The organism is Mesorhizobium sp. WSM3868, assembly GCF_002294785.1.
Lineage (GTDB): Bacteria > Pseudomonadota > Alphaproteobacteria > Rhizobiales > Rhizobiaceae > Mesorhizobium.
Genome location: NZ_NSGB01000010.1, coordinates 65,784 through 85,372 on the forward strand (window position 1 = coordinate 65,784; position 19,589 = coordinate 85,372).

Consider the following 19,589-nt stretch of genomic DNA (forward strand, 5'->3'; position numbering starts at 1 on the left):
ACGTAACGGATTGGATCCTAGGGTCTGCGGCGCGTCGCTTCGCTCCTTGCTTCGCCCTGGGATGACGAGGACATGAGTGCTGCGGCCAGTCTCGAACGCCTGCGATAACGAATGGGCGGCGCCAACAGAGCGCATCGGCATCAAACCGCTCATTCCAGAAACTCATCCTCATAAGGGAAGCTCGAGAGAAGCTCGGTGCCGGTTTCGGTGATCAGGACCTCGTCCTCCAGCTTGACGCCTTCGCGGCCGCCCTTCTCGCCGATATAGCTTTCGACGCTCACCACCATGCCCGGCACGATCATGCCGTCGCGGCCGTACGTCTCGTAATCCATCGCGTGGGCGATGAAGGGCGTCTCGCCATGCATGCCGACGCCGTGCATGACCGAGGTATAGCGCTGATCGACGAAGCGGTCCGGGATTTTCCAGGCCCTCTCGGCGATCTCGCGGAAGGCCATGCCGGGTTTCACGATGGAAATGTTGTGCTGCACCTGGTCGTGCGCCATGCGGTAGAGCGATTTCTGGTAGGGAGTCGGCTTGCCCGGGCCGCAGCGGAACGTGCGCGAGAAGTCGGAATAATAGCCGTAGCAGCCGATGGTGTCGGTATCGAGCGCGACCAGCTCGCCCGGCCTGATCTTGCGGCCGCTCGCCTCGTTGAACCACGGATTGGTGCGCTGTCCTGACGTCAGCAGCCGGGTCTCGATGAACTCGCCGCCCTGGCGGATCACCTCGTGATACATAATGGCGAAGAGCTCGTTTTCGGAAACGCCGGGCTTGATCGCCTCGCGCACGGCGGCCACCGCGGCTTCAGCTCCGGCCATGGAGGCCTGCAGGCATTTCACCTCCTCCGGCGTTTTCACCGCGCGCACGGCAAGAATCTCGCCCTGGCAGTCCTTCACCTCGCAGCCGCGCTTTTCCAGAGCCACCGCCTGCAGATGGCTGCAGCGGTCGAGGCCGAGCTTCATCGAGCCGCCGCCATGCCTCTTCAGAAGCTCGGTGATCTCGTCGGCGAACGGCCCCGCCGTCTCGTCGTCGCGACCGGAGACGGAGGACCAGACGAGCTTGGAAGGACGCGCCTCGTCGATCGTGTCGAGCACCATCGAGACATGGTAGCTCTGCGGATATTCGAACAGCACGATCGGCCCTTCGGTCGGGATGAAGAAGTAGCGGGTCGAATTGCGCAGGAAATAGCCGAACATGTTGCGCGAGCCGGTGGCGTAGCGCTGGTTATAGGGGTCGAACAGCACGACGCCGCCATAGCCCGCCTCGCGCATCCAGGCGCGCAGTTTGGCGAGCCGCCCCTTGCGCAGAGCGTCAGCGTCGATGAAGGACGGCTCGGTGTCGGAGAGCCACATGCCGCCGGCGGGATCGGCCGCGGCCGGATGGCGCATGCGGTCCTTGAAGTCCACATCCTCGGTGCTGTCGGGATCAAATACGACGATGCTCATGGGTGCCTCCTGTTCCCGCGAACATAGCCGGGCAGGATGCAGAGCTTGTGCGGCATTCCGCAAATATCGTGCAGGATGCCGCGCGACCGATGTCGTCACTGCAATGTCGTCGGGACAGAGGGGGTGTGTGAAGGAAGTCGGAGTAGTAGCAGCAAAGCGCACCCTAATGCCTTCGCATCGCCTTCGGCGCGTGCCCGTGCTCCTCGCGAAACGCCCGCGCAAAGCTCGACATCGAAGCAAAACCGCAGGCCAGCGCCACATCGCGCACCATCAGCGTCGAATGCGCCAGCAGATCGGCGGCGCGCTTCAGCCTGAGGTCGCCGGTAATAGCCGTTCGGCGAGATATCCAGCTCGGCGCGGAAATTGCGCTCGAGCTTGTCGGGCGAGACGCCAAGCCGCTCAGCCAGCTCCGCCATGCCGAGCCGTTCCTCGACCGCGTCCTCCATGATGGCGATCGCCGACAGCACCAGCTCGTTCTGCACCCCGGTGCGCAGGCGCAGCGGCATCAGCTTGCGGTCGACGCTCGACCGCAGGGGAGAGTGCACGAACCATTCCGCGACACCCGCGGCGAGCTCGGCGCCGTAGTCGCGCGTGATGATCTCCAGCATCATGTCGAGGCTGCCGACGCCGCCCGCCGAGGTAAAACGCTTGCGGTCGATGACGAAGAGATCGCGCCTGAGCTCGATGTCGGGAAACGCCTCGGTGAAAGCGGGCTGGCTGGTCCAGTGCAAGGTGCAGGCATGTCCGTCGAGCAGGCCGGCGCGGGCGAGGAAGAACGCCGCATCCGCCACGGCGCCGATATGCGCGCCGCCGCGCAGGCTTTTGCGGATCCAGCTCATCGCCTCGTCGGCTACGACATGGTCGGCATCGCCACCGGAGCAGACGACGATGCGATCGACCTTCGGTGCGTTGGCGGCCGAGAAGCCGGGCTGGATGACGACGCCGTTGGAGGCTTCGACCGTGCCCTGATCCGCGCCGACGATCACCCATCGGTAGCAGTCGCGCTTCGCAAGAATGTTGGCGCCGCGCAGCGGCTCGATGACCGAGGAAAACGCCATCATCGGAAAGCCGGGAAAGACCAGCACCGCAAAGGTGAGCGGGGTCTCGCCTGCCTCCGGCTGCGCGCGGTCGCGTTTTCGGTTGGCGAGAATGGCGCTCACGACTTTGGTATTTCCCGCGCGCAGCATTGGTGGCAGAGAAGGCCAAACTGTAGCGGGCGCTTCAGCGCCCTAGCAACGGAGAAACGACCAGGATGTTTGCGGCAACGGCCCTCGACAAGAGCAACAAGCCGGCCTTCTACGATGAGCTGGCCAGGCAATTGAAAGCGCTGCTGGAAGGCGAGCGCGACTCGATCGCCAACGCCGCCAACACCTCGGCGCTCATCTACCAGATGGTGCCCGACCTCAACTGGGCGGGCTTCTATTTCCTTCAATCCGACGAAGAGCTGGTGCTCGGCCCCTTCCAGGGCAAGCCGGCCTGCGTGCGCATAGCGGTCGGCAAGGGCGTCTGCGGCACGGCGGTCGATCTCGATATGTCGATGCTGATCAAGGACGTGCACGATTTTCCCGGCCACATCGCCTGCGATGCCGACTCGCGCTCGGAACTGGTCGTGCTCTTGCGCGACGACGAAGGCGTGTTCGGCGTGCTCGATCTCGACAGCCCGCTGCCAGGCCGCTCCGACAAGGAAGACCAGGCCGGCATCGAGAAGCTTGCCGCGATCTATGTGGCCGCCAGTTCCTTTGAGGACTGAACTCTTAGCGAACTGCGGTACGGCTCCGCCGCTGGCTCAACGACCCTGTCTTGCGTTGCAATACGCGCGTCGTTACCTCTGGCGGAATATGACGCCTACCAGGCGCGCCGAAGAGAGAAGATATGTCGCACAATCTGCAGTTCTATATCGACGGCGCCTGGGTCGATCCGGTGGTGCCGAACAATTTCGACGTCATCGATCCGTCGAACGAAGACGCCTTCGCGCAGATCTCGCTAGGCACCAAGGCCGATGTCGACAAGGCGGTCGCTGCCGCCAGGCGCGCCTTCGCCACTTTCGGCTTCAGTGAAGTCGAGGAGCGCCTCGACATCCTCAACCGCGTCATCGAGGTCTACAAGAAGCGCAGCAAGGACCTTGCGCTCGCCGTCTCGCGCGAGATGGGCGCGCCGCGCCAGATGGCGCTGGACAGCCAGGTCGGCGTCGGCCAAGCGCATCTGGAGAAGATGGCCGAGGTGCTGAAGACCTTCCAGTTTCGCCATGTCAAAGGCTCCTCGCTGATCGTCAAGGAGCCGATCGGCGTCGTCGGCCTGATCACGCCCTGGAACTGGCCGCTCAACCAGATCACCTGCAAGGTCGGCCCGGCGCTCGCCGCCGGCTGCACCATGGTGCTGAAGCCTTCGGAGATCGCGCCGCTCGACGCCATCATCTTCGCAGAGATCATCGACGAGGCCGGTGTGCCGAAGGGCGTCTTCAACTTGGTCAATGGCGACGGCCCAACTGTCGGGCAGGCTTTGGCCAGCCATCCGGATGTCGACATGATGTCCTTCACCGGCTCGACGCGGGCCGGCATCCTCGTCGCCAAGGCGGCCGCCGACACGGTGAAGCGTGTTCATCAGGAGCTCGGCGGTAAATCCGCCAATATCCTGTTCCCCGACGTCGATCTGCAAAGGGCGGTTACCAAGGGCGTGGCCGGCTGCTTCGGCAATAGCGGCCAGTCCTGCAACGCGCCGACCCGCATGTTCGTGCCGCGCGACCGGCATGACGAGGCCGCCGGCTATGCCAGGACGGCGGCGGAGAAATTCACCGTTGGCCCGGCCGACGCGCCGGGAACGAAGCTCGGCCCGGTGGTAAGCCAGCTGCAGTTCGACAAGATTCAAGACCTGATCCAGAGCGGCATCGACGAAGGCGCAACCCTGGTCACCGGCGGCCCCGGCCGTCCGGCCGAGCTCAACCGCGGCTTTTATATCCGCCCGACCGTCTTCGCCAACGTGACGCACGACATGCGCATCGCGCGCGAGGAAATCTTCGGGCCGGTGCTGTCGATCATGCCTTACGACACGGTCGAGCAGGCGATCGAGCTGGCCAACGACACCGTCTTCGGCCTCGCCTCCTACATCCAGGCCAAGGACATCGAGAAGGCGCGCCAGGCCGCGGCCCGCATGCGCTCCGGCAACGTCTATATCAACTATCCGACCTGGGACGCCGGCCTGCCCTTCGGCGGCTACAAGCAGTCCGGCAACGGCCGCGAATATGCCGAATACGGTCTCGAGGATTTTTTGGAGATCAAGGGCATCGCCGGATACGCGGCGGCGGAGTAGGCGGAGCAGAGGCCGGCGCAGGCAGATAGAGAAAGGGCGCGATCTCGGCTTCGCCATTTGCCATGAGCCGCTTGCCGCGACAGCCGATCAGCTCTTCCTCGCCGCCTTCTTACCCGCGTCTTGCCTCGATGATGCCCACCATGGCGCGGGTAAATTCGACCACGCTGTTTGCGGTAATGGCAGCATTGTCGGGGCTCTGGCCGATTTGCTCGGCTGCTCCGCAGCACGAGCGGCGGATGAGGTCGTAATGAGCAAGTCTTTCATCGTCCGGCAACGCCGCCAGGTTCAAGGCTCGACGGTGAAGCATGCGCAACAGCTGCGCCAGCGCGGTTTCGACACTCATGCGTTTGGCTCCGCATCGGTCGAACGTCTCGGCACATAAAGTGCCGGATCGTCGATCAGGGGCAGTTCTCGTCCCGATCCGGCAAGGCTGCGCCTTAGTCGTTAATACATCGTTGATCGCTAATATGATCGGCGAAGGCTTTGGGCGGATTCCCGGATGCTATCGGATGTGGCGGAGGCAGATCATCCCCCGCGCGACACGGCTAACGTCCTCGGCATTTCAAAATCTAACGATCGGCAAAATGCACCAGTAAGGATGCTTGGTAAGGCTTGATTCAACCCTTGCTGGTATGTACAAGGTGGCGGCTCCGGCCAGGGGTAGGGTTGCCTGAAAGCCGGAGCCGCCTGCGCGGCCGATGGGTAGTGTCCGCGCTGTCCCAGAATAGGACAGCGCGGTCTACGATTCGTTAATTCGCTAATATATCGTCCTATGGGCGAACCCCGCGGACAGCGATGCCGGCAAACGAAATTTCCCAAGCAATTGAATTCTCACAGTTCTAGCTGCGAATCTGGATTCGAACCAGGACCGGCGGAGTTAAGAGTCCCGCTGGTCTACCCGTTCCTATCACCAGCAAACGCTGCCAGCCCCCAGACAAGATCCACCATGTCTTTGGCCTTCTTTTCGGCGGCGTTGGGATCGAGTAGCGGATGGTGATGGGGTCGACAGACCGGCCCGGCCGTCATCCTGAATGATGATTGCATCGATGCACTTCGTCGCAATGCTCAAGCCCTTTGCCATGGTTAACGAGTCATGGGCCGGCGGGACCTTCATAAAGACTTTGCTAATATTAGAAAGAAGACAAGCCGTTCAGCGGAACAAGCCTCGCTGAACGCAGTTCGGTGCGACGTCGCGTCGGCTATTGCCGTCGCGTTGGGAGACAGCAGCGCAAGCGAACCCGACAGGAAGCCAAGCCTTCGCAAGGCCTCTCGCGAGCTGCCAAGAAATGAGTGGAACATCACCCCTAGGTGCGCAATGACTACCCCCAAACACATTTCAACGTTCGACCTCGATCAGCTGCGCGAAGCCTTCAAGCAATTGACTCGCGAGCAAGGCATCACAGCCGAAGAACGGGACGTATACGCCCAGCTTTTCCTTAAGCAGACCTGCGCCCCAGTCTTAGCGCTCGGCCCTGAATGGCGGCCGGTGCAGCCTTGGAGTTAGCGGCTGGTGTGCCGCATTGGCGGTTGCGGGTTTGACGGCAGCTTCCCGCAAAGTCCGGCGACACAATTGCGCCAAGCCAGGCTTGTCCGTCGAGATCATGGCCCGAACGCCGCTGCAGCTCTGCGATGGATCACCAGATGGTGGGCCGGGGCCCCAGCTGATCTGGACGCCTTATGAAGCGGCGCTAAATCAAGCCGATGCTGGTTGCGTTGAGTATATTCACTTTTCTTTTTTGCACCGCCTCCCTTCAGGCCCAGGACTGGCAGCCGTTTGGGGTCCGGCAACTGGGCTTCACATTCGATGTTCCGCCTGGTTTCGTCCTCACCCAGCATTCGGATCAGGGTGCTGCATTCCAAGGCGAACGAGACGCGTTTCTTGCCGTGTGGGGCGCCAGACTTGGCAGAGCCAGCTTTCGGGCCGAGATCGAGCATCGCATGCTGGAAGACGAAAAGGCTGGCTGGAAGTTGACGTACCGGCGCCTGACCTCGACCTGGGCGAGCTATTCAGGGATCAAAAACGGCGAGATCCGATATGTTCGCGCCATCAGGGTCTGTGATGACCGCGCCGCGCTTTTCACGATCAACTACAGCAGATCGGAGAAAACGCCTTATGATCGGATCATTGTGCGAATGGTAAGATCCTTAAAGGCCGAAGGCTGCTAGCCTTAGGCCCAGGATGGGTTTCGATCTGCATTGCCGGCATGCCCTGATGCTATTTTTTACGAGCGACACGCATTTCAATGATGCCCGCATCTTACGGATTGACCGGCGGCCTTTCGCATCGCTTGCCGAACATGACGAAGCGCTGATCTCTTTCTGGAACGAGACCGTCACGCCTGACGACGAGGTCTGGCATCTTGGCGACTTCGCGCGCCACGGCAAAGCAGGCGGGGAGGCACTTCTGTCGCGCCTCAATGGGCGCAAGAACCTGATCATCGGCAACAATGACCCGGACGAAACGACCGCCGCCGACGGATGGGCCAGTATTCAGCATTACGCGGAACTCAGGTTCAACGGGGTGCTTCTCATCCTGTGCCACTATCCGTTCCGCACCTGGAATCAGATGGGCAAGAAGTCGATCAATTTGCACGGTCACTCGCATGGGAAGCTCAAGCCGCTTCCACGCCAGTATGACGTTGGCGTAGATGCTTGGAACTTTCGGCCGGTCCCGCTGCCAGCATTGATCCAAAAAGGCGGTGCCCGGACGCAGGCTTCGCCAGCTTAAAAAGTAGGTCAGCCGGCCAGCGAGAGCATCCAGGGGCGGCCGTTCTTTTGGACCGCGCTAACCGAACACCCGAGTCTTTCATCATCGACGGCGAGATGATCGCGCGGGATCCCGACGGACGGCCGAACTTTCATGCCGTCCATTCGCGCATGACCTGAACGCCGAGCTGCTCACCTTCGTCGCCTTCGACCTTCTCTACTCAACGGCGAGCACATTCGTGCTCTGCCGCTGATCGAGCGCTAGGCGAGGCTCTGGAAACTGATCAAACCGTAAGACGCGGGGCTTACAGGGCGCGATCCGGCGCGAAGACCGAGATCGCCTTTGGGTGAACCTTGAAATGGGCCGGTGTCGACGTGACGATCTCGCCATCGGTGTTGACCGGCATCGCCTTCCGCGTCTCGATGTCGAACTCGACGCACCTGGCCGTGCGCACCTCACGCCATGCGCCATGCGTTCCAGAACGAAAAGAGCGGAGCATCAGCGCCAGCTTCCAGAGGTTCGTCATTTCCAAGCTATAGAGATCGAGATGTCCGTCATCGATCTCGGCCGTTTCTTCCACCACGTTGCCGCCGCCGTAGTGCCGACCGTTTCCAACCGCGATCTGGTAGGTTTCCACCTCGATCGCCGCGCCTTTCTCGGTAATCTTCGCGTGAAACCGCGCGGCCCGGGTCAACACTTTCATCGCCGCCAGCGCATAGCCCAGCCTGCCGAAGCGCTTCTTCAGTGCGGGGTCAAGACCCTGCGCCAGCTCGGTGCTGAGTCCGATACTTGCGACATTGAAAAAGGCATGACCGTTGACCGTCCCGACATCGATCAGTCGGGTTCGGCCTCGCGCGATCACATCGGCGGCCTGCAGGAGATCCATCGGAATGTTGAGCGTACGAGCAAGGTCATTCGCCGTCCCCATAGGAATGATGCCCATCGGCAGGCCGCTTTCCATGATCGCCGTCGCCGCCGAGGACACCGAACCATCGCCACCGCACACGACCACAAGATCGGCCATATGGCGTAAGCGAACGATGTCTCGAGCGATTTCAGGCAACGCCTCGAACATCTCAACGGTGACGGAAAGCCGACCTCGCCCCAGCCGCTCCACAATTGGCGCGAGCATCTCCTGGCCGCGCCGAGCCTTGGGATTGAGGAGCAGCAACGCGCGCCTTTTGGCTGCTTCGCTCATTCAAAGATCGGTCCGACTGATCATGGCTCAACGCAAATAGGGTGGCTGCTTCCGGATTTCGACCGCAATCCGACGCGAAACGTCACACCTGCCCCGCCCATGGCGCGCGGTTTCTAAGCGACGGAGAGCGTAGCGCGCCTGCGGCGTCGGATCATTCGCGGGCAAAAGGTCCACATTGGCTATGGCGAAGCGCTTTCTTGAGAAGGCGGGCTGAAGCGATCCGCTTTTTGCAGTAGGACTCCCGAGGAGCGAGAGAGCCGCCTTGGCTAGTGAAGTTTGTCCTTGGAAGGTTTGGCGGCCGACTCGCTCAAGATTTCTTTAAGCGCTTGCTCCAGCTCCAGCTCCAGCCGAGCCCGATAATGGGCTCGGGAATCGCAATCACGTCATTCCGGTACCGTCGAGACCTTCGCTGCCCGTGGACACCCGTTCGGTGCCTGTCTCTTCCGTATCGAAGCTGGCCCCCTCAGCGAGATCGTTGTCCGCCACCTTTTCGTCCCTCGAATGAGAGGCGACGGGATACGCTGGCCCGCCGAGCCGGAAATGACGGCTCTGGTTCCCGCGTGGCTCCTCTGTCCACCTCTCGGCGGGACTCTTTGCAACTCAATGAGTTTCGCTTAGCCGCATTGTCTGGCGCCGATCGGCCTTCGAACTTGACCATGCTCAGCAGTGTTAATCCAAGCTTGTCGTTCGGCAGCTTGCGGCTAAGCTTGCAGTATTGCGGAAGACAGGGAAACAGATTTGCTTCGTCGATCGGTACGAGCCCATCTGCTTGGACTAATCGCAGCGGCCGTGTTGCCGGTCTGGCTGTTTGCTGCCTATCTGTTCGTTGCCTACGCCCTGCATGAGCAGTCTCGTATCGAGCAGGAGGCGCTTTGGATTGCTCGTCAGGTGTCGCTGGTCGTTGATGGCGAACTCGTCAATCTCAAGACCCTTCTGGAAGGGCTCTCCAAGTCGCCTGCTCTCGCCGATGATGATCTTCAGGCTTTTAGCAACGAGGCGAGCCGCCTCGTCCATGGTACGGATCAGGTAATCACGCTGCGTGATCTCGGTGGCCGCGCCTTGGCAAGCACTCAATCCGCCAAGGGCTCCGAGCCTTCGGCCGAACCGCTGACGCCCGAGGAGCGCGAGCACCTGGATCTTGCTGGCGTGCTGGTCAGCAACGTGTTCGCCGCGCCGGGATCGAACGCATACCGGATCGCGGTCACCAGACAAGTGTCGGGCTCGAAAGGCCAGCCGTTGCTGCTTTCGATGTCGGTCCCGACGGAACGCATTCGCCTTGCTATGCTGCCCGCCGTGCCAGCAGGGTGGACGGTCGCTGTCGGTGATCGTGAGGGCAACTACGTTGCAAGGTCCAAGTTGCATGGTCAGGTGACCGGCAAGCCCGGTTTGCCGGAATATTTAGCAAAGGTCGTTGGCCGCTCCGGTACGTTCCGATCTCGCAATTTCGAAGGCACCACGCTGCTGGCCGGGTACTATCGATCGCCCTATTCGGACTGGTTCTACACCGCAAATGTTCCGCTCTCTGATGTTCAGGCACCTCTCTGGTGGTCTCTCGCACAGATTGGTGCAACAGGCCTAACAGCGCTGCTTTTTTCGCTCACTCTGGGCTACGTGGTCGGTAAAACCTTCACCAAGGCCACAGTCGATCTCGCCGCGCGCGCCGATGCGCTCGGCAAAGGGAGCGAGGTCAAACCTATGTCGACGTCTGTCGCCGAGTTCGACACGATTGCCCAAGCCATGATCAAAGCCGGCCGTGCAATCGCGGAACGCACGCGCGAGTTGGAAACCGTTCTGGATACGGCGCCGGTGGCGGTCTGGTTCACCTATGATCCGCAAGCGCGACAGGTGATCCGCAACCGGTTCGCGGCGGAACTGATGGGCCTGTCGACGGAGTCCCGGAGATCCTTTGGGACGCCCGACCTGGTGATCGATACGCTGGCGTACAAAGACGGCCAGACCATCAGCCGGGAAGACCGTCCGCTGAGCAGAGCCATGCGCGGCGAGGAAACTGACAGTGAGGAATTCGCCTATACGCTGCCATCCGGGGTGCAACGGTACCTGCTTTCCAGCGCGCGGCCCGTCCGCGATGCGGCAGGCTCGGTAATAGGCGCTGTCCAGATCAGCCTCGACATCTCCGAGCGCAAACGGAGTGAGGAGCAGCGTCAACTGTTGATCAATGAACTAAACCACCGGGTCAAGAACACGCTGGCCGTAGTTCAGGCAATCGCGAGCCAGACGATGCGCAGCGCAACTAGCCTCGCGCTCGCAAAGGAGGCGCTTTCGGCCCGGCTGGTTTCGCTGGCAGAAGCGCATGATATCCTCACCCGGGAGAATTGGAGCGGTGCCGATCTCAGCACGCTCATTGCCGCCTCGATCGACCCGCATGCCTCTCTCGATCGGTTCGATCTCACAGGCGAGCCGGTTTGGTTGCCCTCGAACGTGGCGCTTTCCTTCGCGCTGGCCATTCATGAACTTACCACGAACGCCATCAAATATGGGGCGCTCTCCAATCCTACCGGATCGGTCTCGATCTCGTGGCGGTTGGAATACGTCGATGGGGGCCGAATTCTGGTCCTGGAATGGTGCGAGGAAGGCGGCCCGCCGGTCGTGCCTGGCAAACACGGCTTTGGTACGCAACTCCTGCAGCGAGTGTTCGACAGCGAAAGAACGGGCGGGGTTGAGCTGGTCTACGATCGCTCCGGGCTGCGTTGCATTTTTAAGGTGGGATTGGACCGCAGCAAGTAGCGTAGTGCCGACGCAAACACCAGACGGCGACGAGACCCGCGACGTCTTCAGCACCTAGGAAGAATGGAGAGTTTGGCCCGGGAATTTAGGGGGTGCCTGTTCCGACAACTTCCAAACGTCTAATATGCCCAAATGCAGCGGTGTCGCATCGCCTTCGGTCCGTTCGTGCTCGATCCCGACATGGGGACGCTTCTTAAAGACCAGATCCCGATCACTGTTGGGCATCGTGGGCTGACGCTGCTTGCTGCGCTTACCGCACGGCCCGGTGAGATCCTGACGAAGGCCGAGCTGATGGACGCTGCCTGGCCGGGCACCGCCGTTGAGGAAGGCAACCTTACCGTCCAAATCGCGACGCTGAGAAAGGCACTCGGTCCGGCTGATAACGGCGGTGAGTGGATCGCCACAGTGCCTCGCCACGGGTACCGCTTCACGGGGACTGTCGAGCCGGTGGCGAGCGCGTCCTACGGAGCGATCCCACCGCCCGGCAAGCCGTCGATCGCGGTGCTGCCCTTTGTCAACTCGGGCGGCGATCCGGACCAGCAGTATCTCAGCGACGGCATAACCGAGGACATAATTACGGAGCTGGCCAGGTTCCGCTCCCTGCTCGTCATCGCACGCAATTCATCGTTTCAGTTCCGTCACCCCGCATTGGACACTGCCGAAGCCCACCGCAAGCTCGGAGTTCGCTACCTCGTCGCAGGCAGCATACGAAAGCTCGGTGATCGCATTCGGATCACCACACAATTGATTGATGCCGCCACCGGCACCCACCTGTGGGCCCAACGGTACGACCGGGCCCTCGACGACATCTTCGCATTGCAAGACGAGGTTGCGGCTCTTATCGCCTCGATGGTCGAAGGCCAAACGGAGGCCGATTCGGCGAGCCGCAGCCGATTGGGACGCATACGACTACTACCTGCAGGGGCGCGCGCACTTCTACCGATATGAACTGGACAAGTCCGAGCCCCTCTTCGCGCGGTGTGTCGAGCTCGATTCGGCATTCGCTCAAGGTCACGCCTTCCTGGCGCAGGCCCTCGTCGGCAGATTTTGGTACGACAACGATCTGCGGACGCTACAGAAGGCCTGGGACGCCGCTCGAACGGCGCTCGCTCTCGACAGGAGCGATGGCGTCTGTCACCAGAGCATGGGGCTGGTGCTTACGCACATGCGCCAACACAGCGATGCGGGAGTGCATTTCGAGCGAGCGCGCTCGTTGAACCCGCTGGACGTGAACATAGCGGGGGATTACGCAAGCTGGCTCAACTACGGCGGGCGGGCCGAGGCGGCGCTCGACGTGCTCGAAACAGCGCTCCTGCGCGAGCCGGTACCACCGATGTGGTTCTGGGAGGTGAAGGGTAGCTCCCTTTTCCTGCTTGGAAGGTACTCGGAAGCCGTCGCTTCGTATCAGAAGGCTGGCGACCAATTCTTCGTCCATGCTTTCCTCGCAGCGTCTTACGCACATTTGGGCGAGACGGAGAAGGCGCGCGCTGAAGTCGAGGAGGCACTGACCAGGAAACACGACCTGACTCTCCGGCTGATTTCAAATCTCCCGTTCGCCGACCATGTCGCCCTCGGGCTTTTCACATCAGGCTTCAGAAAGGCCGGTTTTCCCGCCTGAACGCACCCCAGGGAAGGCTATTTTCACACTCGGAGGGGTGGATGCTTTCCCATCTCTCAAATTTGAATGCGGGTGCATCTCGTGCGGCCCACAATAATGCATGCCGAACTATCTGTTCGAAGTCTTCCGAAATGGGCAAAGCCTCGGCGATGCTTGGGTCGACCTCGGCAATCTCACCGACCTGCGACGAGAAGCGCTGAAGGCGCTTCACGATATCGCTGCAGACGAAATCGCCTCAAGCGACTTGGATGAGACTGTGACCGTTGCCGTTCATGACGAAGCCGGCAGGCCGGTATATTCTGCAAGTCTCACCGTCTCGCAGCCGCTGCCCGCCTTCAACGGCTAGGAGTCGTGCGCTCATCCTCCAGCGGCACGAACGCGCCCGGTCGCAGCGAAGCCGGAACTGGCAGGTTTGATGAAGGGGAAAGACGGTAGCGGAAGAGAGCGTTTCCTGCCGCTGATCCTGATCTCGCCGCTCGCGGCCCTGCGCACGCGAGTGGCGTTCCTCTGCAGCATATTGGCTTGGAAGACCGACCAGCCGGTTGAGGCTGAAGCCGCACATTATTCACCGTGGTGATGAGTGTTTCTGCGTTTTCCAAATTGGACGCGTACAACCTTTTTGGGCGATGTTCGTTCAGAACGCCTCTGCTCTCAACGCCACCAGCGAAGCAGGGCTGCGTGCCTGACGACCGATGGAGCAGACATCGATGCCTGTCGGGAACGCGCGATCGGGCCCACGCTGCAGCGGACCTCGATTGCGGGCTGGAGGCAGAAGGCACTGCTTGCCCAGGGAAGTTGAATAGGGAGTTGGTCGGCTCCCCTAAGAGTTGCCTTTCGACCAAGGAGTGATCGATGAAGTCGGCTTTCCGGTACCTGATGTTCGCCGCGGCCTTGCTGTCGCCAGCGGGAATGAATGCAGTCCAGGCAGCGGACGCTCAAATGCCACTCGTTGTTGCGAGGCCCCGGGAACCCTCCATCACCACGAGCACGTCCGAGACGTCCCGGGTCAACGGCCAGAGCGGTACGGTGCTCCATGTGAATGCGACGAAGCCTGGATTGCATGCCGTGTTGCTGCGGCTTGAGCCGCACAAACACGTCATGCCGCTGTCGCACCTCGATTCCCGCTTCGCGACGATCCTGTCTGGAACCTTCTACGTTGCGTTTGACGACACATACGACGCAACCAAGCTCAAGGCCCTTCCGCCTGGTGGCATCTACGCTGAGCCGGCCTAGGCAGCCGTTCGGTTGCCGAATGGTGTGAGTAAGAAAACCTGAAGGGTTGAGGCGACCTACACGCGTCATTGGTTCGCCTCAGGCATTGTTTCATGATTGCACTCGTCCGCATTGCCCTCAGCCGGCCCTACACCTTCATCGTGTTGGCGCTGCTGATCCTGATCATCGGCCCGCTCGTGGCCCTGCGCACCCCCACGGACATCTTTCCCGATATCCGTATCCCCGTGATCAGCGTGATCTGGCAATATACGGGCCTGCCGCCCGATCAGATGGCGGGCCGCATGACGACACCGTTCCAACGTTCGCTGACCACCACCGTCAACGACATCCAGCATATCGAATCCACCTCTTACAACGGCTTCGGCATCATCAAGGTGTTCTTCCAGCCGAATGTCGACATCCGCACAGCCAATGCGCAGGTCACCGCAGTGGCACAGACCGTGCTAAAGCAGATGCCGGCCGGTGCAACGCCGCCCCTGATCCTCAACTACAACGCTTCCACCGTGCCGATCCTGCAGATTGCCCTTTCGGGGCAGGGCCTGACCGAGCAGGCGCTGGCTGACCTTGGCCTCCAGACCATCCGCACGCCGCTTACGACGGTGCCGGGCGCCGCCATTCCCTATCCGTTCGGCGGCAAGACCCGCCAGGTGCAGATCGACCTTAACCCTTACGCACTGCAGGCGCGGGGCCTGTCGGGGCAGGACGTCGCCAATGCGCTGGCCGCCCAGAACCTGATCACACCGGTCGGCACCGAAAAGATCGGTCGCTACGAATATGCGGTGCAGCTCAACGATGCTCCATCTTCGCTGACTGACCTCGCTGATCTGCCGATCAAGTCGGCGAACGGGACGCTTGTCTATGTGAAGGACGTGGCGACGGTGCGCGACGGCAATCCACCGCAAACCAACATCGTCCATGTCAACGGCACCCGCTCGGTCCTGCTTCAGATTCTCAAGAATGGCTCGGTCTCGACGCTCGCGATCATCCAGGGCATCAAGGATCAACTCGCCTTGATGCGAGCGAGCTTGCCCGACAATCTTCAGGTGTCGCTGCTCGGCGACCAGTCGCTCTTCGTCCGCGGCGCCATCACCGGCGTGGCGCGCGAAGGCGCAATTGCGGCCGCTCTCACCAGCATGATGATCCTGCTATTCCTCGCCAGCTGGCGCTCCACTATCATTATTGCCGCGTCGATCCCGCTCGCGATCCTCGGTTCAGTGATCGCTTTGTCGATGATCGGCGAGACGCTCAACATCATGACGCTTGGCGGCCTGGCGCTCGCCGTCGGTATCCTTGTCGACGATGCGACGGTGACCATCGAGAATATCAACTGGCATCTCGAACACGGCAAGGATGTTCGGACCGCGATCCTCGACGGTGCCCGGCAAATCGTGACGCCGGCCTTCGTCTCAATGCTGTGCATCTGCATTGTCTTCGTGCCGATGTTCTTCCTCGACGGCATTGCACGTTTCCTCTTCGTGCCGATGGCCGAGGCAGTGATGTTCGCGATGATCTCGTCCTTCATCCTCTCGCGCACCTTCGTGCCGACGCTGTGCAACTACCTGCTCAAACCGCATGTCGATCATAGGGAGCATGGCAAGCCGCGCAGCTACAACCCGCTGGTGCTGTTCCAGCGTGGCTTCGAGGCGACGTTCGAACGCATCCGTGTCGGTTATCACGGCCTGCTGGAGCTGGTGCTCGGCCACCGGATGGTGTTCGTCGCCGGGTTCATGGCCTGCGTCATGGGGTCCTTCCTGCTGACGCCCTATCTGGGACGGAATTTCTTCCCCGCCGTCGACACCGGGCAAATCCTGATGCATGTACGCCTTGGCATCGGCACCCGCGTCGAGGAGAGCGCCAACCAGTTCGCCGACATCCAAAAGGCAATCCGCCAGCTGATTCCGCCCGACCAGCTCGACACTTTGGTCGACAATATCGGCGTCCCGGTCTCGGGCATCAATCTGGCCTACAACAACACAGGCGTGATCGGTTCCCAAGATGGCGACATCCAGGTCAAGCTGTCGCAAGACCACCGACCGACCGATGAATACGTCCGCAAGATGCGCGAGGAGCTGCCGCGCCGGTTCCCGGGCGTGACCTTCGCCTTCCTGCCGGCCGACATTATCAGCCAGATCCTGAATTTCGGTGCACCAGCACCTGTCGATATCCAGGTGCGCGGCAACAATCTGCCGGCGAACTTCAAATATGCCGGTCTCGTGCTGGACCGCCTGCGGCACATTCCCGGCGTTGCCGATGCCCGCATCCAGGAATCGCAGGCCAATCCGACACTGGACGTCGATGTTGACCGCGCCCAGGCCGAATATATCGGCCTTACCGAGAAGGACGTCACCAACAGCCTCGTCGTCGACCTTGCCGGTTCGAGCCAGGTGTCGCCGACCTACTGGCTCGACCCAAAGAGCGGCGTGTCCTATCCGATCGTGATGCAGACGCCGCAATATCAGGTGGATACGCTGGGCGCCCTGCAGACGACGCCGATCACGGCGGCCGGCATCGGGACGCTGCCCATCCTCGGCGGCGTCGCCAGTGTGAAGCGCTCGGTCAGCAACGCAGTCGTCTCGCAATACAACATCGTGCCGATGGTGCAGATCTACGCCACCACGCAGGGGCGCGACCTCGGCGCCGTCGCCACCGATATCAAGAAGATCCTTGCTGACACCGCCGCCGATTTGCCGAAGGGCAGCTCCGTTTCCTTGCTCGGTCAGGTGCAGACCATGAACAGCGCCTTCGCCGGCCTGCTATTCGGCCTGCTCGGCGCCATCGTGCTGATCTATCTGCTCATCGTCGTGAACTTCCAGTCCTGGTCGGACCCCTTCGTCATCGTCTCGGCGCTGCCGGCCGGCCTTGCCGGCATCGTCTGGATGCTGTTCGTCACGCAGACGCCGATGTCGGTGCCTGCCCTCACGGGTGCGATCATGTGCATGGGCGTGGCGACCGCCAACTCCGTGCTCGTGATCAGCTTTGCCCGCGAACGCCTGGCGGAACTGGGCGACCCGATTGCCGCCGCCCTCGAAGCCGGCTTCGTCCGCTTCCGGCCAGTCTGCATGACCGCACTCGCCATGATCATCGGCATGGCGCCGATGGCTCTCGGCCTCGGTGAGGGCGGCGAGCAGAACGCCCCGCTCGGGCGCGCCGTGGTCGGCGGCCTGATCTTCGCAACCATGGCAACGCTGCTCTTCGTGCCCGTTGTCTTCAGCCTCGTTCACAAGCGTGAAGCCAAGCCGGCCGCAGCGCCTTCGGAGACCTTGCATCATGCTTGAGCACGCTACCGAGCAGAAGCTCGACACGAGCCCCGAAATCGCTCCCATGCCGCGACACGACACCGACAACGGGCATGAAAGCTCTAAAACACCTGACAAGTCGCTCGACACGGCTGGGACAACCGAGGTGACGTCCTCGGAACGCAAGCCTGGCCGCTCACCGGTCGGGCTCGGCATCTTCGGCGTCGTCGCCATCGCCGGTGCCGCGACCCTGGTCTACACCGGTGTCAGTGCTCGCCAAAGGAGCGCGGTCGAGCTGCGGCAATGGACGGAGGCGCAGGCGATACCAAGCGTTGCCCTGGTGACGCTCAACGCCAAGCCCGGCGTCGTCAGCCTAAATCTGCCCGGACGGCTGCAGGCCAACGACAGCGCACCAATCTATGCCCGCGTCAGCGGTTATGTGAAGGATTGGAAGGTTGATATCGGCGCGAGCGTCAAGGCGGGGCAGACCCTGGCCGAGATCGAGGCCCCCGATCAGGACCAGCAATTGCTGCAGGCCAAGGCCGACCTCGCCAACGCTAAATCGGCCGAGGTCCTGGCCGACATCACCCTCAAGCGCGAGCGTCCGCTGCTCGAATCCCGGACCGTCGCGCAGCAGGAAATCGACCAGCGCGTGGCAGATCTAGCCAGCAAGCAGGCCGCGGTGAATTCCGGCGAGGCCAATGTCGAGCGCCTTGAGGTGCTGTCCGCCTACAAGACCGTCGCCGCGCCGTTCGACGGCCTCATCACTGCGCGCAACACCGATGTCGGTTCGCTTATATCGGCCGGATCGAGCGCCGGGCAGGCGATGTTCGTGGTCTCGGACGTACATACGCTGCGCGTCTATATCAACGTGCCGCAGAACTACGCACCGGATGTGAAGTTGGGTACGCAGGCCACCGTCTCGGTGCCGGAATATCCGGGCCGCAGCTTCCCGGCTACCGTGGTCGCCTCGGCTCGGGCGGTCGACATCACGTCCGGCACGACGCAAATGCAGCTTTCCGTCGACAACGCCAAGGGAGAGCTGATGCCCGGAGCCTATGCCAATGTGAAGGTGGATCTCTCCGGGGTGGCCGGCACATTCCGCATTCCCGTCAGCGCGCTCATCTTCGACGAGAGAGGCCTGCGCGTCGCCACCGTCGCGCAAGACAATCGCGTCGCCTTCAAGACGGTGACGATCGCCCGCGACCTGGGCAACGAGATCGAACTGGCCTCGGGCGTCGCTGCCGACGACCATGTCATCGCCACTCCGCCTGACGGTCTGGCGGAGGGCGACGAAGTCCATATCGTCAAGCTGTCACAGGCCAAGGAAGCCACACCCAAGGTCCCCTAGGCGAAGTGGCGAAAGACTATTCCCGAACCCGGCTGGCCGGGGCCAATGTTGAGACTGGACGCCTACATGCGACCAGGTCGGGGCGGTCCTGCCGATTGCCGCCGCTAACGAGCCTTGATCGCGATCAGAGAGATCGAGACTGTCATCGCGATCACGACAAGCGTCCAAACCACCGCATTGGGCGTCAGGCGCCAACGGTGGCGTTCGGTCATCCGCTTGCGCCACAAGTCGGCGTGGTTCGCGCCTTCGTATTTTCCCGAAGGGCCAGGGCCGGGAGGTTTCTTGTGCTTGGCTCTAGCAGCCATGCCTAGCCGGCGACCGCAAGCACCAGGGCGATGCCCACGCCAATTGCGAGCCCAGTGGCGAGACTTTCTGCCATCCGCATGGCAAAGGCGCCGTAGCGCGTCCGCAGACTGGTTTGCGGGGCTGTCAGGATGCGAGCAAGATCATCGAGCGCGTCTTCCATGCCAAGATTCTAGATCGAAACGGATTCGCTGTGAATCCCCCATCCTCTGGTGCGAAGACACCAGTTCTTAGCGAAGCGTCATCGGAATCCGATAACCCGCCGCTCGGTGTGCCCCCACACCCAGCGGCGGGCTAAGGTGACCGGCGCCTTTTCTCGTGGGGGAGAATTGCCTGAGAGCCCGGCGCCGGCCTAGCGACTAGTGGTCCGCCGCATATGCAAGATAGCTAATTTCTACCTCAAAAGGACATGGTGTGATCGCGTAACCTCTTTGGCAATCGCCCTGG

The 19,589-nt window shown here is 61.8% G+C and carries 16 protein-coding genes and 1 pseudogene; 12 read left to right on the forward strand and 5 right to left on the reverse strand.

What is annotated here, in order from left to right:
• Positions 1–149 precede the first annotated feature (149 nt).
• Positions 150–1,445, reverse strand: a complete 1,296-nt coding sequence (locus CK221_RS17325; protein WP_095778601.1) for a Xaa-Pro peptidase family protein — start codon at positions 1,443–1,445, stop codon at positions 150–152.
• Positions 1,446–1,608: 163 nt separating this feature from the next.
• A pseudogene (locus CK221_RS17330) lies at positions 1,609–2,506 on the reverse strand (GlxA family transcriptional regulator).
• Positions 2,507–2,697: 191 nt separating this feature from the next.
• Between CK221_RS17330 and CK221_RS17335 the strand changes: the two are divergent.
• A complete protein-coding gene (locus tag CK221_RS17335; protein WP_095778602.1) occupies positions 2,698–3,195 on the forward strand; it encodes a GAF domain-containing protein in 498 nt (165 codons plus the stop codon).
• Positions 3,196–3,317: 122 nt separating this feature from the next.
• Complete coding sequence (locus CK221_RS17340; protein WP_095778603.1) at positions 3,318–4,751, forward strand: aldehyde dehydrogenase family protein; 1,434 nt, start codon at positions 3,318–3,320, stop codon at positions 4,749–4,751.
• A 109-nt stretch (positions 4,752–4,860) separates the two neighbouring features.
• Here CK221_RS17340 and CK221_RS17345 read toward each other — a convergent pair whose 3' ends face one another.
• Positions 4,861–5,094 (reverse strand): hypothetical protein, encoded by a 234-nt coding sequence (locus tag CK221_RS17345; protein ID WP_067329916.1) that lies wholly within the window; start codon positions 5,092–5,094, stop codon positions 4,861–4,863.
• Between the two features lie 1,358 nt (positions 5,095–6,452).
• On the opposite strand from CK221_RS17345, the gene CK221_RS17355 reads away from it, so the two are divergent.
• Both CK221_RS17355 and CK221_RS17360 read left to right on the forward strand, forming a co-directional pair.
• The gene (locus tag CK221_RS17355; RefSeq protein ID WP_095778605.1) at positions 6,453–6,917 is read left to right on the forward strand and encodes a hypothetical protein; all 465 of its coding nucleotides are present in this window, start codon (positions 6,453–6,455) and stop codon (positions 6,915–6,917) included.
• 13 nt (positions 6,918–6,930) lie between these two features.
• Positions 6,931–7,479 (forward strand): metallophosphoesterase, encoded by a 549-nt coding sequence (locus CK221_RS17360; protein ID WP_245299705.1) that lies wholly within the window; start codon positions 6,931–6,933, stop codon positions 7,477–7,479.
• Positions 7,480–7,762: 283 nt separating this feature from the next.
• On the opposite strand, the gene CK221_RS17370 is transcribed toward CK221_RS17360, so the two are convergent.
• Positions 7,763–8,656 carry a lipid kinase gene (locus CK221_RS17370; protein ID WP_095778606.1) on the reverse strand — a complete coding sequence of 298 codons (894 nt, stop codon included), beginning with the start codon at positions 8,654–8,656 and terminating at the stop codon, positions 7,763–7,765.
• Positions 8,657–9,445: 789 nt separating this feature from the next.
• Between CK221_RS17370 and CK221_RS17375 the strand changes: the two genes are divergently transcribed.
• From CK221_RS17375 to CK221_RS17400, 8 genes are all read left to right on the forward strand, one after another.
• Positions 9,446–11,401 carry an HWE histidine kinase domain-containing protein gene (locus CK221_RS17375; protein ID WP_245430666.1) on the forward strand — a complete coding sequence of 652 codons (1,956 nt, stop codon included), beginning with the start codon at positions 9,446–9,448 and terminating at the stop codon, positions 11,399–11,401.
• Between the two features lie 165 nt (positions 11,402–11,566).
• Complete coding sequence (locus CK221_RS30780; protein WP_245430667.1) at positions 11,567–12,349, forward strand: winged helix-turn-helix domain-containing protein; 783 nt, start codon at positions 11,567–11,569, stop codon at positions 12,347–12,349.
• A gap of 265 nt (positions 12,350–12,614) precedes the next feature.
• The gene (locus CK221_RS30785) at positions 12,615–13,019 is read left to right on the forward strand and encodes a hypothetical protein (RefSeq protein WP_245430668.1); all 405 of its coding nucleotides are present in this window, start codon (positions 12,615–12,617) and stop codon (positions 13,017–13,019) included.
• A 100-nt stretch (positions 13,020–13,119) separates the two neighbouring features.
• Positions 13,120–13,365: a hypothetical protein gene (locus CK221_RS17385; RefSeq protein WP_067000612.1), complete on the forward strand. Its 246-nt coding sequence runs from the start codon at positions 13,120–13,122 to the stop codon at positions 13,363–13,365.
• Positions 13,366–13,434: 69 nt separating this feature from the next.
• The gene (locus CK221_RS30305) at positions 13,435–13,596 is read left to right on the forward strand and encodes a hypothetical protein (RefSeq protein WP_179295159.1); all 162 of its coding nucleotides are present in this window, start codon (positions 13,435–13,437) and stop codon (positions 13,594–13,596) included.
• Between the two features lie 275 nt (positions 13,597–13,871).
• Positions 13,872–14,252: a hypothetical protein gene (locus CK221_RS17390; protein ID WP_095778608.1), complete on the forward strand. Its 381-nt coding sequence runs from the start codon at positions 13,872–13,874 to the stop codon at positions 14,250–14,252.
• Positions 14,253–14,344: 92 nt separating this feature from the next.
• Positions 14,345–17,527 carry an efflux RND transporter permease subunit gene (locus CK221_RS17395; RefSeq protein ID WP_095778609.1) on the forward strand — a complete coding sequence of 1,061 codons (3,183 nt, stop codon included), beginning with the start codon at positions 14,345–14,347 and terminating at the stop codon, positions 17,525–17,527.
• Positions 17,520–18,839 carry an efflux RND transporter periplasmic adaptor subunit gene (locus tag CK221_RS17400; protein WP_245430669.1) on the forward strand — a complete coding sequence of 440 codons (1,320 nt, stop codon included), beginning with the start codon at positions 17,520–17,522 and terminating at the stop codon, positions 18,837–18,839. Before CK221_RS17395 ends, CK221_RS17400 begins: the two co-directional genes overlap by 8 nt.
• Positions 18,840–19,146: 307 nt before the next feature.
• On the opposite strand, the gene CK221_RS30310 is transcribed toward CK221_RS17400, so the two are convergent.
• Positions 19,147–19,305, reverse strand: coding sequence for a hypothetical protein (locus CK221_RS30310; RefSeq protein WP_156752737.1), 159 nt, complete (start codon positions 19,303–19,305; stop codon positions 19,147–19,149).
• Between the last annotated feature and the right edge of the window lie 284 nt (positions 19,306–19,589).